This window comes from Marinobacter sp. EN3 (assembly GCF_000475315.1).
In the GTDB taxonomy this organism is placed as follows: domain Bacteria; phylum Pseudomonadota; class Gammaproteobacteria; order Pseudomonadales; family Oleiphilaceae; genus Marinobacter; species Marinobacter nauticus.
The window spans coordinates 1-14,600 of the sequence record NZ_AXCC01000011.1 but is presented as its reverse complement, the minus strand read 5'-3'; the positions used below and the strand labels follow the sequence as shown (position 1 = coordinate 14,600).

The following is a 14,600-nucleotide window of genomic DNA, read 5'->3' as shown; positions in this document are numbered from 1 at the left end:
AAAAGGCCTTAGCGGTACCGGCTCTGGTCCAGCGAACTGAGCCGGTCCGGATGGAAAACCATCAGGCCAGTGACAAAGGTGCCGTTGATGAAGCCCTCCGGAATCATGAACAGCGGCAGATACCTCAGATACTCATGCACCAGTTCATCAAAACTGTAGGTACCGCTGCTCCATAGCATCAGGCACATCACAATGCCCGCCGCGGCAACCGACAGACCGGCTCCGAAAAAACCACAGAAGAAGATATAAGCGAAGAAGTTACGGAAGTTGCGCCGCCGTTCCCACAACATGATGCCATGGCTGACCAGTGCCGGGACCATCACCGTAATCAGACCGTTGGCGGCAAACATCAGTAATGGCTCGCGCCCGGTGATGACGGTGATCACCAGAGCCAGCAGGCTCGCCAGCACGGCCAGAGCCCAACCCAGCATCAGAGTAATCACCGTGATGCCAAAGATGTGAATCGCCAATCCTGGTGACATACCTGCCCGCAACTGCCAGACAAAACCCAGAATCACCGCAGCACCGAAAAACGAATGCTGAAGAGCGTTATCCTTGCGCAAGGCGGACCAGTCGACAGAACGCACCGCGTTCAACAGAATCACCGCAAACAACACGGCGGTGATCAGCCATTGACTGGTGGAGAGCAGGTTGTCGGTCATTCCCATGGCGATTTACCGGTGCGGGTGCGATTGGAAATACGGGGCAGTGTCTACACATACCCCATACACCGTCAATGGGATCACACCGTTCAGGTCAAGCCGCCAACGCCGCCCGGTTCGTGAGCGCCTGCCAGGCTTCATAAGTGCTCAGGAAGATGCGTCCGCCCAGGTGTTCCAGCAACTCCGTGCCTTTGAGCCGGTCCATGACCGGGCCCTTGATTTCCGAGAAATGCAGACGCACCCCGGCGTCGCGCAGCCGTTCGTTAATCGCTTCCAGGCTTTCCAGGGCTGAGGCGTCAATAAGGTTCACCGCCGGACACACCAGCACCAGATCGGTCAGCTCCGGCTCCCGGGTAACCAGATCCATCACGGTTTCTTCAAGGAAACGGGCATTGGCGAAATACAGGCTTTCATCCACCCGCAGGAAGGTAACTTTGGGACAGAGTTCCACCTCATGGCGCAGCACGTTGCGGAAATGCTCGGTGCCCGGCACCCGGCCCACCACGGCGCTGTGGGGGCGACTGGTTCGGTACAGGAACAGGCCAATCGATAACGCCACCCCGGCAATGATACCGGCTTCGACACTGTGACCAAGGGTAAGCAGGATGGTCGCCAGCATGGCCCCGAAATCGGTACGGGAATATCGGAAAGTGCGGCCCAGTGCCGGCAGATCAATCAGGGTGATCACCGCCACAATAATGGTCGCCGCCAGCGTCGCCTGGGGCAACCAGGCTATGGCCGGAGTGAGGAACAGAGTGGCCAGGGCGATGCCCACCGCCGTGTAAGCGCCAGCCGCCGGTGTTTCTGCGCCGGCATCAAAGTTCACCACCGAACGGGAAAAGCCACCGGTAACCGGCATACCGCCCGACAGGCCGGACCCCAGGTTGGCGGTACCCAGACCAATCAGCTCCTGGTCCGGGTCAATGCGCTGGCGCCGTTTGGCCGCCAGGGTCTGACCCACCGAAACCGATTCCACGAAACCTACCACACTGATCAGCAAGGCGCTGACCGCCAGTTGGGACCACAGGCCAAGATCCAGACTGGGCATGGTGAAGGAAGGCAATCCTGACGGTACCTCACCGACCAGTCGCACCCCCTGCTCATCCAGCCGCAATGCCCAGGCAACCAGAGCGGTGACGAGCACCGCCAGAATGGGCGCGGTCTTGGTCAGGATATCAGCCGCCCGGGGCGCCAGGCCGAGTCGATGCAGTACCGGTTTCAGGTACCGGCGCGACCACAACAGGAACATCAAGGCCCCGCCCCCGATCAACAGCGTGGGCACGTTGGTATTGCCCAGGGAAACCAGTAACGAGTGACCAATATCCAGCAAGTTGTGGCCATTGGCCTGGATACCGAACAGGTGCTTGAGCTGGCTGGCGGCAATGACAATGCCCGAGGCGGTAATAAACCCGGATATCACCGGATGGCTCAGGAAGTTAGCCAGGAATCCCAGCCGCAGAACCCCCATCAGGGTCAGCATCAGGCCAGACATCACCGCCAGCAAGATAGCTCCAGCCAGATACTCAGCAGTGCCCGCCTCGGCCAGTGGCGCCAGAGCAGCCGCCGTCATCAGCGAGGCCACCGCCACCGGGCCAACAGAGAGGGTGCGACTGGTTCCGAACACCGCATAGATCACCAGTGGCAGGATGCTGGCGTACAACCCGACCTGCGCCGGGAGGCCTGCCAGCAGAGCGTACGCCAGGGACTGCGGAATCAGCATAACGGTGACAATGACGGCAGCCACCAGATCACTGGTGGCCTGGTCGCGACCGTAAGATGGCGCCCATTGCAGAATGGGCAGATAGCGTTTCAGATTCATGCGCGGCTCAGAACAGGTTGACCGGTACCTTCAGGTACACCTGGCCGTTGTCTTCTGCAGACGGCATATGGCCCGCCCGCATATTCACCTGCACCGACGGCAGGATCAGCCTCGGCATATCCAGCGTTGCATCCCGCTCGGTGCGCATCTTCACAAACTCCTCTTCCGACACACCATCGTGCACGTGCACATTAGCCCGGCGCTGCTCGGCCACGGTGGTCATGTGCTGGTATTCATCACGGTCGGGTGCCTTGTAATCATGACACAGGAAAATGCGAGTCTCCGGCGGCAACGCCAGAACTTTCTGGATGGACTGATACAGAACCCGGGCATCACCGCCCGGGAAATCACAGCGGGCCGTGCCGTAATCCGGCATAAACAGGGTATCGCCCACAAAGGCGGCGTCGCCAATCACATAGGTGAGGCAGGCCGGTGTATGGCCGGGCGTATGTAGCACACGGCCTTCGAGGCTGCCGATCGCAAAGGTGTCGCCTTCCTCAAAGAGCCGGTCAAACTGACTGCCATCGCGGGCAAACTCGGTACCGGCGTTAAAGGCCTTGCCGAAAATTTCCTGTACCTGAATGATTTTTGCCCCGATACCGGTTTTGCCTCCAAGCTTTTCATGCAGGTAGGGAGCTGCTGACAGGTGATCCGCATGTACGTGAGTTTCCAGAATCCATTCCACGATCAGATCGTTCGCCTGAATGTACTGAATGATCTCGTCGGCCGAGCGCACATCGGTGCGGCCAGCGGCATAATCGAAATCCAGAACCGAATCCAGAATCGCACAGACCTGGCTGTCGGGATCGCGCACGACATAACTGAAGGTGTTAGTGGGTTCGTCAAAAAAATGCTGAACGATGGGCTGGGTCATGGTATTCACCTCTGAAGTCGCCAGTTCTTTAATCTGATCTAAGGATATACTGAAACGATATATAAGGTGAAATGCTGTTTTCTTATATGCGCGATAATCCCGATGCATCAACCAGGCAATCCCGGCCCCCATCCTTGGCCTGGTACAGCCTATCATCTGCCCTGGCAATCAGTGCCTCCGGGGTGGCCGGCTCGTCTGTCAGCTCCGACACGCACACCGCCCCGGCACTGACCGTAACGGTTAATGCCTTGCCGTCGACCAACCATTCCTCCTCCCTTACTGCTTCCATGATTCGCATCACCAGGGTTTGCACATCCCTCTCGGTCACCCCGGTAAAAACCACCAGAAATTCCTCACCCCCGAAGCGGGACACCACATCGGTGGTTCTGGTATGGGCAAGCAGGACGTCGGTAAATCGCATCAATACCTGATCACCTGCCAGGTGGCCCAGGTTGTCGTTTATCCGTTTGAAGTGATCAATATCGAACATGGCCAGGCAGAAACGGTCGCCATGGCGATTGCTGGCAGCAAGGATCTCGTCCAGCCGGGGCATCAGGTAACGACGGTTATGCAGTCCAGTCAGGGGATCACGAATCGACTGGTTAAGCAGGTCCTCTTCCAGCCGGTTGCGCTCCAACGCACCGGACAACAGACCAGAGACAATAATCAACAGATCCGCCATATCCCGCCGCCAACTCCGCCGGGATAACGAATCCACACCAAAGAAGCCCATCACCTGACCGCGGATCCGGACAGGGACGCAGAACATGGAACTGACTCCCTGCTGCTCCAGCAATGCCCGCTCATTTTCGGCATCAGGCGGCAAATCCGCAGTGTCCTCAATGAACACCACCTGGCTCTGGCTCTCCATCAGGCGAATCTGTTGCTGCCACCAGCGGAAATCGTCAATCGGCACCGCCTGCTGATCCGCCATCAACGATGGCACACCCGGAGCACACCATTCGTGGGTATTGGTCATGGTGGCAAGGTCCGGCGAAAAGGCATAGACGTAAGCGCGATCAACGCTGAAAAAGGCGCCGATGGATCTGAGCAACTCATCAATGCAGTCATCGATGGAGCCAAATCCGAGATGAATGAACTCACTGGAAAGCCGGGCAATCAGCTTCTGGAAACCCGCCTGGAACGAGAATTCCGCTTCACTATCCCGAAGATGCTGCTCCAGCTCCTTGTAGTGCTGAATGTTGTGGAACTGGCCGTACCAGAGGGTGCTGCCGTCCGGTTGCCGCTCCGGCACGGAATGGGCCTCGTACCATTGGTACTCGCCATTCTTCATCCTCAGCCGGGCGCGGTAACACCAGGGTTGCAGCGTTCGCACCGAGTGCAGGATGCTCTCACCAACGCCGGCCGCATCGTCAGGATGAATGACCCGGAAAACCGAATCGGCATTTTCCCGGAGCTTTTGCGGCTCGACGCCGAACAGTTCTTTTACCTGGTCACTAACGTAGGGATAGCGGTGGGACTGGTGATCGGCACTGAGCCAATAGGTAAACAGCACGCCCGGCACGCCGGATGCCAGCTTCTGAAAAAACCGGGCCGACAGGCCCTCTGGCTGCTCATCGTCGGGCTGGCTTGCCATAAATGGCCGGTCTCCCTGCTATTGTCTACACTGGTTTTTTTAGTGTAGTCCAGCCCGACAGTCGCGGCGAATGCGCTTCAAAGGCTGTCCAGGCGGGCCTTTGCTTCCGCCCGACGGCCGGCATCCGCCACTTCCCGACCAGGTCTCGACGGGGCTGCCAACACTTTTTCAAGATAGACCCGTGCCCGTTGAGGCTCGTCCTGCTCCGCCAGAAAATCTCCAAAGAAGTAATTGGCATCAATACCTTCCGGGTTGATTGCCAGCGATTTCTGCAGGTACTTCCGGGCCATCTCATCATCCCCGAACCCCAACGGCCAGCCCGGCACCTGATAATACAGGCTACCCAGTGAGGTATAGGCTGAGCCATCCAGCGCCTCCGGAGCGATCTTCAGGGCCGCTTCCAGGGAGGCCCGGGCCTCTTTCACCAGCCCCAGCGCACCCAGGCCGCCTTTGGCGCCGGCGTAGGTACTGAGCACAATACCCTGCCAGATCAGCGGTTCGGCACGGCCCGGATAATCAGCGACAAAGGTCTCGGCCTCTTTGGCCAGTGCCTCAAATGCCTTTTCCTTATCATCTTCGGGCAACTGATACTGGATCTGCGCCCAGCGTTGCTGGATTTGTGCCAGTTCAGCCCGCATGTCCTGAGCCCACAGGGGCATGGCCATGACCCCCGCCAACACCATTACGATCCACTTCATGACACCACTCCTGAATCCAGAAAGCGCCGGATCACCGGCAGTTGTTTTAACATGGCTTTATCCACAAGCTTCGGCAGGATGCCGTTGATCACCACAAACAGTTTTTCCGGCCAGCCGAGAAAACGTCGGCGTTCATCTTTTTCCATCGCCTGAAGAATCTGGGCTGCGACAGCTTCCGGTGCGTCCATGGCATTGCCCAGGGCACGGTTCAGCTCGTTCACCGGCGCCGGGTTCATAGCCGTGGCCGTGGCTCTGGGCGCTACGTACACCACCTGCACCGGGGTGTCCGCCAGCTCCCGACGCAGGGCTTCGCTGAAGCCGCGCAGGCCGAACTTGCTGGCGCAATAGGCGGTGTAGCCGGGAAACCCGATGCTGCCGAAGGTGGACCCCACCAACACCAGGGCGCCCACGCCCGCTTTACGGAAACGAGGCACAAAATGCCGGGCCACCAGCATGGCGGAACGCAGATTGACCATAAGCTGGGCATCCAGGTCACTGATCGCCATGGCATCCAGCGCCGCAAACCGGTTCTGGCCGGCGCAATGAATCACGCCATCAATATCGGGATACACCTCACTCAACTGTTGAAGCTGTCGATCCAGCTCCGGGCTGGCCAGCTCCAGGTGTACCGGAGAAACGCCGGCGCGCTTTTCCAGCCGCTCCGGATGCCGGGTCGCAACGATCACCCGGGCACCGCATTCCACCAACGGCCCGATCAGGGCCTGGCCAATGCCACCGGTACCACCCAGCAGCAGGAAGGTACGGTCATGCAGCCTCATGACGTTGCTCCTTGCCATGGGCCCGCAGCGGAATACTGTGAAGCATATCGCCGTACAGGCGATACACCATGCGCGCAGCCTCGATGATGGCCTGCTGGTCCTCCGGATCGGTGATGTCGTTCATCAGGTTGCGGAAGAACTCGAAGTGGTCCTGATCCAGGGCGCCGTGAGAGTAAAGATAACTGAACGCCTGATTGGGCAGGCCCAGCTGTTTCTGGATGGCTTCACCCAGGGGCGTGGCCAGTTCAATGGAGGTGCCCTCCAGCACCTGAACCATGCCAAAAAAAGCCGCCGGGTTACCCCGCTGGATGCGGTCATACAGGTAGGCCACCATCAACTCGATGGAGGTATCGGGCTGGCCATGACGAATGGCTTCCTTGTCTTCACCGCAGGCTTCAAGGTCGTTGAGAATCCACTCGTGGTGGCCGTATTCTTCCTCGATGTATTCCACCAGTGCCTTGCGCACGAATTCCAGCCGTTCGGGCAGCCGGCCACCACAGGCCATCATCAGTGGCACGGTGTGCTTCACGTGGTGATAGGCCTGGGTCAGGAACCAGGTGTAACCCTCAAGATCAAAGCGACCCTCGCGGATAGCCTGAATCACCGGGGCTCCGGTGACATGGGCCCGGGCCTGTTCAGTTTCGGATTGCAGTCGGTCAAAAAATGCCATGTTGGAGTCTCCTGGCGTTGGCTGTCGGATAGAAGTGCCCGCAGGCACTGAGAGATTCATGAATAAGGGAAAGGATTCGGCCATGAGCCTGGGCAGGTCCGCCTGAATCTGGTGCCGCACCGGGCGACCGTTGGCCGTGATGTGACCCTCGGCCTGGGTCAGCCGTTGCCGGCGCAGGTACACAGCCTGCAGGCGGGCATAATCCGGTAAACCGGCATTCAGCAACGTCAGGGCCGCACGCACATCATCAGGGCTTCGATTATCGGTGATCACCACCAACGCACCGGGTTGTGGCTCACCATCGCCAAATACCACGGCCTGAGTGGCCCCCAATGCCTGGACCAGTTCACTTTCCAGCCATTCCGGGCTGATGTTCCGGCCAAAGCTGGTGATCAACAGATTCTTGGCCCGGCCGTTGACGGCCAGAAAGCCCTCGGCGTCCTGGTCGCCCAGATCTCCGGTATCCAGCCAGTCATCGGCTTGCGGCTCATCACCGAGATACCCCAGATGGGTATTGCCCCGAACCAGAATCCGGTGTTCGTTATCCACCTTTACCTGCACATGCCCCAGGGGCCGGCCCACCGAGCCTTCTCGCTCGGCTCCGGGCACGTTCAGCGCCACCACCGAGCCACATTCAGACAAACCGTAGCCCTCGTACAGAGGCAACCCAATCGACCGTCCCCGGGCCAACAGGTCCGGCGATACCCGGCCGCCGCCGACCGCCAGGAAGCGAAACGAATCCGTTGTCAGCAATCCCTGCTCGCCGGCATTGACCAGCGCCATCGCCAGCTCAGGCACCAGAATCACGGAATGGGGTTGATGCCGGTTCAGGCCGGCCACCAGCTGGCCGAGATCGAGGCCACTGCTGCCAGTCATGCCCAGGGTCTGCAACGGGGCAACCGTCACCGCGGCGCCCATCAGCAGGGGCAGGTAAACCCCGGCAATGTTCTCCAGCAGGGTTGCCAGCGGCAGAATGCACAGGTGTCGCTCCAGCTCCACACCTTCCAGCCGCTGCTGCAGCGCACCGGCGGTCGCCGCCAGCTGCTGCGCCGACAGGCACACGCCCTTGGGGGTACCAGTACTGCCGGAGGTGAAGGTAATCTTGGCGGTGTGTTCCGGCATCCAGGAGGCAGCAGGGGACACCGGCAAATGTCTCAACCAGACGCCATGACCGATCATCTCCGCCTGTTCTGCTTCGCCACTGAATACCAGGGCATCCAGCTCGGCCCGCTGAATCAGGTGCTCGGTCTGGCTTCTAGAAAAAAACACCGGCACCGGTACACACACCACGTCCGCCATCAGACAAGCCAGGTCCGCAACCACCCAGGCCGGGGTGTTGTCGCCACACAGGCCGATGCGTTTCACGCCCAGGCTCCGCAACTGCTCGGCCACCAACTGCGCCGCCCGCCATAGCTGCTGATAACTGAAACTGGCGTCTGGCCCCTGCAGTGCAATGCGCTCCGGATGTTGCCGGACCCGCTGAGACAGGAGATCAGGCAAGGCGGCCATAGGCACCTCCCAGGTCCGCCTGCAGTTTATCCTCGGCCGCAACAACCGGCTGCACCAGCTTCAGCAAGCCGGCGGCGCGCAAGGCCGCCATACCATCAGCGACCTTGATGGTCATCACCACCGGATGATGGTCGTAATAGCGACCCCAACCAGCGCCGCCATCCGGCAATTTTGAAGGGTCGGCATCCGCCAGCACCTGCGTGGCGATGCCGAGCCGATGGAAACTGTTGCGCAACTGGTCGGTACCGGTACACACCACCCAGTCATAGCCGGCAGCATCCAACCACACTGAGAGCGAGGCGAACAGATAGCGGCTGACCCCGGCTTCCACCCCGGCCAGGTGGGCAATTTCGGCAATACCGCTGCGCCTTGTTCCCGGTTCCGGCATCAGTGTTTGCACCGGCACCGACAGGTAATCCTCCAGAAAAAGCCGTTCCTGTTCCGCATTGCGCACGCCAACGGCGGCCAGCAGCGTTCCCTGAGCGGTTGTCAGGGCCAGAAGCCGTGGAATACGCAGGGAAGGCTCGGCCCCGTACGCGTGGAGGAAGCGGCGCCGAATGAAATCCGACACCGTGTGGGCCAATGGCGTGTTGGACTGGATTTCGCAAAACCACCGGCCAGCACAACGGACGGCCGGAACCAACTCCCCGGAATCCGGAGGACAACAGGTCGACATTGTTAACGGATCAGTCATGGCTGCCTTCTCTCTGCTTGCTTTTCCTGGCCCAGACGGACGCAGGGTCATGGCTGACAGATTAGAAAGGCTGGCTTAAACCAGTCTTAAGACGGCACCACAGCAACCTTAAGAGCGCCTTAAGGTTTCTGTGCCTGCACGGTTAAGGCTCACTTAAGAAAGGAGGGGTAGATTGCGGCCAACCTCGGGGCTATCCCGAAAACAATCGACACAGACGCAAACACCTATGCCCAAAGCTCGCCATTTTTTTCAACGCCGACTTGCCCGTTTCCTTGCAGCCGGCGGACTGGCCACGCTGTTGCATTGGCTGATAATGGGCCTGCTGGTTCAGGCCGGGCTTGACCCCAGGCTAGCAACAGCAACCGGAGCCACGGCCGGACTGGTTTTCAACTACGTGGCCCAGCATCAGTACGCGTTTGCCTCAAACCTGCCGCACCGAGTCGCGATGCCGCGATACCTGGCGGCAGCCAGTCTGGGCTGGACCCTGAACCTTTTCAGCTTCTCCGTTCTCAGCCTGGCTGGCCTCAAAGTCCTGTCAGCACAGTTCCTGGCCACGGCACTCGTCACGGTTGCCAATTACTTCTTTGCCAAGAGGTTTGTTTTCCATGAAAAAACAACGCTCAAGCTCCCCTGAACCTATGCTGAGCATAGTTATTCCGGTCCACAACGAGGCTGAAGTGCTCCCGGCCCTGCTGGCTCGACTCTGGACAACCGGGCAAAATCTCGACGGCAGCTTTGAGCTGCTGTTTGTCGACGACGGCAGTCGGGATGATTCGGTCGCAATTCTGATGGCCGCCAGGCAACGGCAGCCAGAAATCCGTGTCTTGCAGTTGTCCCGAAACTTCGGCAAGGAGGCGGCAGTCTCGGCCGGCCTGGAGCACGCCCGCGGCGAGGCCGTGGTGCTTATGGATGCAGACCTTCAGGATCCCCCCGAACTGATTCCCGACATGCTTGCCGAATGGCGCAAAGGGGCCGATGTCGTGCTGATGAAACGCCGATCCCGGGCCGGCGAAAGCTGGCTTAAACGCATCACGGCCAGCCTTTTCTATCGTCTGATCAATCGGATCAGCGATTCTCCGATTCCGGTCGATACCGGCGACTTCCGGCTGATGAGCCGGCGCACGGTCGAGGCCCTGAACCGGCTTCCGGAACGCAACCGTTACCTCAAGGGCATGTTTGCCTGGGTCGGTATGCCCACCGTAACCCTGGAATTCGATCGCGACCCCCGAATCGCAGGCAGCACCAAGTGGAACTACCTGAAACTCGTACACCTGGCCATGGAGGGCATCACCTCATTCTCGACCCGACCACTGCGACTGGCCCTTGTGCTGGGCTTACTGGCCGCGGGGGCAGGCGGCACCGTTGGCCTCTGGGAGGTAATCCGGGCGCTGGCCTTCGGCATTTCAACACCGGGCTATGCCTCCCTGATTGCCATGATCACCTTCCTGTCCGGCGTCCAGCTTCTGTGTGTCGGCTTGTTGGGGGAATACATCGGGCGCATCTATATGGAAACCAAGCAACGCCCGGTCTTTATCGTGGCGGAAGATAGTCAGGAGACCATGACTTACATACAACCCATGCTGCGAGTGGCCGGCCATGACCAGAATCAGTAACACCTTGCTGTGGCTGCTGGTCTCGGTGCTTGCTGCCAGGCTCGGCCTGTCTGCCTTGTTGCCGTTCGCGGACACCACCGAGCCCCGCTACGCGGAGATGGCGCGGATCATGGCGGAAACCGGCGACTGGATAACCCCCTGGTTCGATATTGGTGTGCCTTTCTGGGGCAAGCCGCCCCTGTCGTTCTGGACTCAGGCACTGTCGTTCAAGCTGTTCGGCGTCAGCGAATTCGCCGGCCGACTGCCCTCCTGGCTGGCCAATGTCGGCATCGTCTGGCTGGTCTACAACCTGCGTCGCTACCTGCACCCCGACCCGCTCGGCCACGGAGCCAAAACTCAAGGGCTCTGGGCTGCGTTAATCTACGCCACTACGGCATTGGGCTTTCTGTCTGCCGGCACGGTAATGACGGATTCATTCCTGGCCCTTGGCACCAGCCTGACACTGGTGAGCCTGATCATTCGCCTGCAGGGGGGGCCGCCGCTCTGGGGCTGGCTGTTCTTCATCGGCCTGGCTACTGGCCTGCTGGCCAAGGGACCACTGGTTCTGGTGCTTGCTGGCCTGCCGGTGTTCCTCTGGGCGCTCACCTTCAACCGTTGGCAGACCCTCTGGCACAGTTTGCCCTGGGTGCGCGGGCTGGCCCTGACCCTGTTGATGTCAGCGCCCTGGTATGTCCTGGCAGAGCTGAAGACACCGGGTTTCCTGGATTACTTCATTGTCGGTGAGCACATCAAGCGCTTTGTCGTCAGCGGCTGGCAGGGTGACCTTTACGGCAGTGCCCATGATTTCCCCCGGGGCACGATCTGGCTCTATCTTGTGCTTGCCAGCATGCCCTGGGGGCTTGTCGCGGTGGCTGGCGTGCTTCGCAACCACTGGCGCGACGCTCCCAAGCTGCAGCAATGGCATACTGGCGAACAACATGTCAGCGCGCTGGTAATCCTGGCCGCGGTGGCACCGGCCGTGTTCTTTACCCTGGCCGGTAACATACTGTGGACCTATGTGCTGCCGGGACTGCCATTTGTGGCTGCGCTCGCCTCCGGGTTACTGGCAGCAGACACCGGCCGACGCTTAAAGCGCTCCGCCATAGCCGCCCCCCTGTTCATCCCCTTACTCGGCTCAATTGCCAGCGGCTGGGTCTACCTGCATCCGGAGCAACTGAAAACGGAACGGGAGCTGGTGATGACCGCCAGCCAACTGGCCGGGCGTTCATCGGCCAGGCTTGTGTACACCGGCGAACCGCCATTTTCGGCCAGGTTTTACAGCGCAGGCAGAGCCGATAGCATTGACGTGGAAAGTCTTCGTCTTCAGCTCGCGAATGGAACTCTGCGGCGACCTTTGGCGGTGGCCGTGGGAAAAAACCAGCATGACTTACTTGGCCAGTTGCAGCAGATTACCGATCCGGTCGACGAAAACCGGCGTTACAAGCTGTTCCTGCTGGAACCGATGACCAACAATACGGCTGGGAACAGTAATTCGGACCGCAAATTGCCCGCATTCCATTACACTGAAAAACACCAGCAACCTTTGAGCTAAAAACCAACCGGATGGCGTAGCCAAATGCGCATACTTCTAACCGAAGACGATCACCCACTGGCCAACACCATGCTGAGCATGCTGCGGGACGGCCAGAATACCGTAGATTGGGTCGATGATGGCCAACAGGCTCTGAACGCCTTACTGAACGAGAGCTTTGACCTGGCCATTCTTGACTTGACGTTACCCCGTGTCGATGGCCTGGACATTGTCCGCCAGGTGAGGGAGCAGGGCGTAGAGTTGCCCATCATCATCCTGACTGCGCGGAGCGAACTGACCGAAAAACTACAGGGACTGGATGCAGGGGCAGACGATTACCTGACCAAGCCCTTTGCCATGTCAGAACTGAAAGCCCGGATAAGGGCGGTTACTCGCCGCCGCTCAGGCACACGAGTCTCAGGACTCAAGGTGGGGCGACTGGTGCTCGATCCGGACTCTGCGCAATTGCAGGTAGGCACAGAGACGTTCGTGCTACCCCGTAGCGAACTGCAGATCCTTCACTATCTGATGCGGCACCCTGATCAGGTGGCAACCAGACGACGTTTGGAGGAACAACTTTACGGCTGGGATCAGGGTGCCGAGAGCAACGCCCTGGAAGTTCACGTTCACCATCTGCGCCGGCGGCTGGGTAAGCAGGCCATTCGCACTGTGCGCGGCGTTGGCTACATGCTGGACAGCAAAGCAGCCTCGGAAGGCCAAGAAATATGAGCCTGACACGGAAGCTGATTCTGCTAATTACCAGCACTGTTTTTATGATCACTCTGATCGCGGCAGGCTGGGGGTTCTATGTCAGCAATCACCAGTTGGACGAACTGTTCGATGCGGAGCTGGCACAAAGTACCCGGATTGTGCAGGGGCTGGTGGAACATCTCTCGAGCACTCAGTCTATCGAGCAGTTAGCCTTTACGCTGTCGAAAACTCTCGAATTGCCGGACGCATTATTTCAGGGCGATGAAGAAGAGGACGAAATTCTGCCCGACGGTGCCGGGCATAAATACGAACGCAAAATCGCTTTCGAAGTCTGGTCTCCTGATCAACAACCTGTTCTGGACACTCTCCGGGCTAACGATGCCCAAGGCCTTGAGCCAGGATTTGCCTGGCAGGAAGCCGCCGGCTATCAATGGCGAACGTTTACCATTCGAGATCCATCGACCGGGTTCTGGATACGTACCGCCCAGCGAGAAGACGTTCGGGATGAACTGAGCCAGGAAATTGCACTGGGCAACGTACTGCCCTTTCTGTTGGCGTTACCTTTACTGGCCATAGCCGTACTGGCATCAATTCAGGTGAGTTTCAAGCCTTTGAGAAAGCTCGAAAAACCGGTTCGGAACATGGCACCGGAGAACATCCATCCCCTCGACGATCGTCAGGCTCCGAAAGAAGTAGCTGGATTGGTGCACGCAGTCAACGGCCTGTTGAGACGACTGAATCAGGCTCTGGAACGTGAACGCCGCTTCTCCGCTGATGCGGCACATGAGCTGCGAACCCCATTGGCCGCGCTGCGCCTGAATCTGGAGAAAGTTTACGGTGACAACCCCGAACAATATGGAGACCTTATCCAGGCCGTAGACCGAATGGTTCATCTGGTCGAACAAATGCTGTTACTGAGTCGGGTGGACTCCGGCGCTCAGTTTCCGCCGGAGCATCACAATCTTTCCGCCATTCTGGAACAAAGCATCGCAGATGTTGCACCGCTGGCGCTAAAGAAAAACATAGAGCCGGTGCTCCAGGACGAAACAGGTCAGTCCCTGATTAGCTGCCATCGTGCCCTGATTAACACCCTCATGCGCTCCTTGCTGGCCAACGCCATCCAATACAGTCCGCCTCATACCATAATCACCACCAATCTCGTTCCCGCAGGTGAAGGCTACGCCATTTCGGTTTGTGACCAGGGTCCTGGAATTCCCGCGGAGGAGCGTGAACGCGCACTCAGCCGGTTTGTGCGACTGGATCAACGTAAAGGAGGAGGCGCAGGGCTAGGGCTGGCGATTGCTCGGCGTATTGCCGAGCTCCATGGTGGCCATCTAATCCTGGCAGACAGAGCAGACGGTCAATCCGGGCTTTGTGTGCAAGTATGGCTGCCAGCACGATGCCCGGCGCTCACTAAACGCTCTTAAGATTCGGTTAAGCTTTAAGGAGGCTCTGAATAAGTCT

13 protein-coding genes are annotated in these 14,600 nt (G+C 59.2%); 5 read left to right on the top strand and 8 right to left on the bottom strand.

Features of this window, described 5'->3' with window-relative positions:
• Positions 1–8 precede the first annotated feature (8 nt).
• From Q675_RS23500 to Q675_RS23465, 8 genes are all read right to left on the bottom strand, one after another.
• Positions 9–668 (bottom strand): energy-coupling factor ABC transporter permease, encoded by a 660-nt coding sequence (locus Q675_RS23500; protein ID WP_023010686.1) that lies wholly within the window; start codon positions 666–668, stop codon positions 9–11.
• A gap of 88 nt (positions 669–756) precedes the next feature.
• Positions 757–2,481 (bottom strand): SulP family inorganic anion transporter, encoded by a 1,725-nt coding sequence (locus Q675_RS23495; RefSeq protein ID WP_023007783.1) that lies wholly within the window; start codon positions 2,479–2,481, stop codon positions 757–759.
• Positions 2,482–2,488: 7 nt separating this feature from the next.
• On the bottom strand, positions 2,489–3,355 hold the full coding sequence (locus Q675_RS23490; protein ID WP_031211077.1) for an MBL fold metallo-hydrolase: 867 nt from the start codon (positions 3,353–3,355) through the stop codon (positions 2,489–2,491).
• Positions 3,356–3,437: 82 nt separating this feature from the next.
• The gene (locus tag Q675_RS23485; protein ID WP_022993392.1) at positions 3,438–4,952 is read right to left on the bottom strand and encodes a diguanylate cyclase; all 1,515 of its coding nucleotides are present in this window, start codon (positions 4,950–4,952) and stop codon (positions 3,438–3,440) included.
• A 77-nt stretch (positions 4,953–5,029) separates the two neighbouring features.
• The gene (locus Q675_RS23480) at positions 5,030–5,650 is read right to left on the bottom strand and encodes a tetratricopeptide repeat protein (protein WP_023007786.1); all 621 of its coding nucleotides are present in this window, start codon (positions 5,648–5,650) and stop codon (positions 5,030–5,032) included.
• Positions 5,647–6,429: an SDR family oxidoreductase gene (locus tag Q675_RS23475; protein ID WP_023010684.1), complete on the bottom strand. Its 783-nt coding sequence runs from the start codon at positions 6,427–6,429 to the stop codon at positions 5,647–5,649. The genes Q675_RS23480 and Q675_RS23475 overlap by 4 nt, the downstream gene beginning before the upstream one ends.
• A complete protein-coding gene (locus tag Q675_RS23470; RefSeq protein ID WP_023010683.1) occupies positions 6,416–8,608 on the bottom strand; it encodes an AMP-binding protein in 2,193 nt (730 codons plus the stop codon). The genes Q675_RS23475 and Q675_RS23470 overlap by 14 nt, the downstream gene beginning before the upstream one ends.
• Positions 8,592–9,302 (bottom strand): thermostable hemolysin, encoded by a 711-nt coding sequence (locus Q675_RS23465; RefSeq protein WP_167539878.1) that lies wholly within the window; start codon positions 9,300–9,302, stop codon positions 8,592–8,594. The genes Q675_RS23470 and Q675_RS23465 overlap by 17 nt, the downstream gene beginning before the upstream one ends.
• Before the next feature lie 226 nt (positions 9,303–9,528).
• Between Q675_RS23465 and Q675_RS23460 the strand changes: the two genes are divergently transcribed.
• Genes Q675_RS23460 through Q675_RS23440 form a run of 5 tightly spaced genes read left to right on the top strand, consistent with a single transcriptional unit; the run spans position 9,529 to position 14,563 of the window.
• Positions 9,529–9,936 carry a GtrA family protein gene (locus Q675_RS23460; RefSeq protein ID WP_023010681.1) on the top strand — a complete coding sequence of 136 codons (408 nt, stop codon included), beginning with the start codon at positions 9,529–9,531 and terminating at the stop codon, positions 9,934–9,936.
• Positions 9,908–10,915, top strand: a complete 1,008-nt coding sequence (locus Q675_RS23455) for a glycosyltransferase family 2 protein (RefSeq protein ID WP_031211073.1) — start codon at positions 9,908–9,910, stop codon at positions 10,913–10,915. Before Q675_RS23460 ends, Q675_RS23455 begins: the two co-directional genes overlap by 29 nt.
• A complete protein-coding gene (locus tag Q675_RS23450; protein WP_023010679.1) occupies positions 10,899–12,446 on the top strand; it encodes an ArnT family glycosyltransferase in 1,548 nt (515 codons plus the stop codon). The genes Q675_RS23455 and Q675_RS23450 overlap by 17 nt, the downstream gene beginning before the upstream one ends.
• 24 nt (positions 12,447–12,470) lie before the next feature.
• Positions 12,471–13,154, top strand: coding sequence for a response regulator transcription factor (locus tag Q675_RS23445; protein ID WP_022993398.1), 684 nt, complete (start codon positions 12,471–12,473; stop codon positions 13,152–13,154).
• Positions 13,151–14,563 carry an ATP-binding protein gene (locus tag Q675_RS23440; protein ID WP_011783839.1) on the top strand — a complete coding sequence of 471 codons (1,413 nt, stop codon included), beginning with the start codon at positions 13,151–13,153 and terminating at the stop codon, positions 14,561–14,563. The genes Q675_RS23445 and Q675_RS23440 overlap by 4 nt, the downstream gene beginning before the upstream one ends.
• Positions 14,564–14,600: the final 37 nt, after the last annotated feature.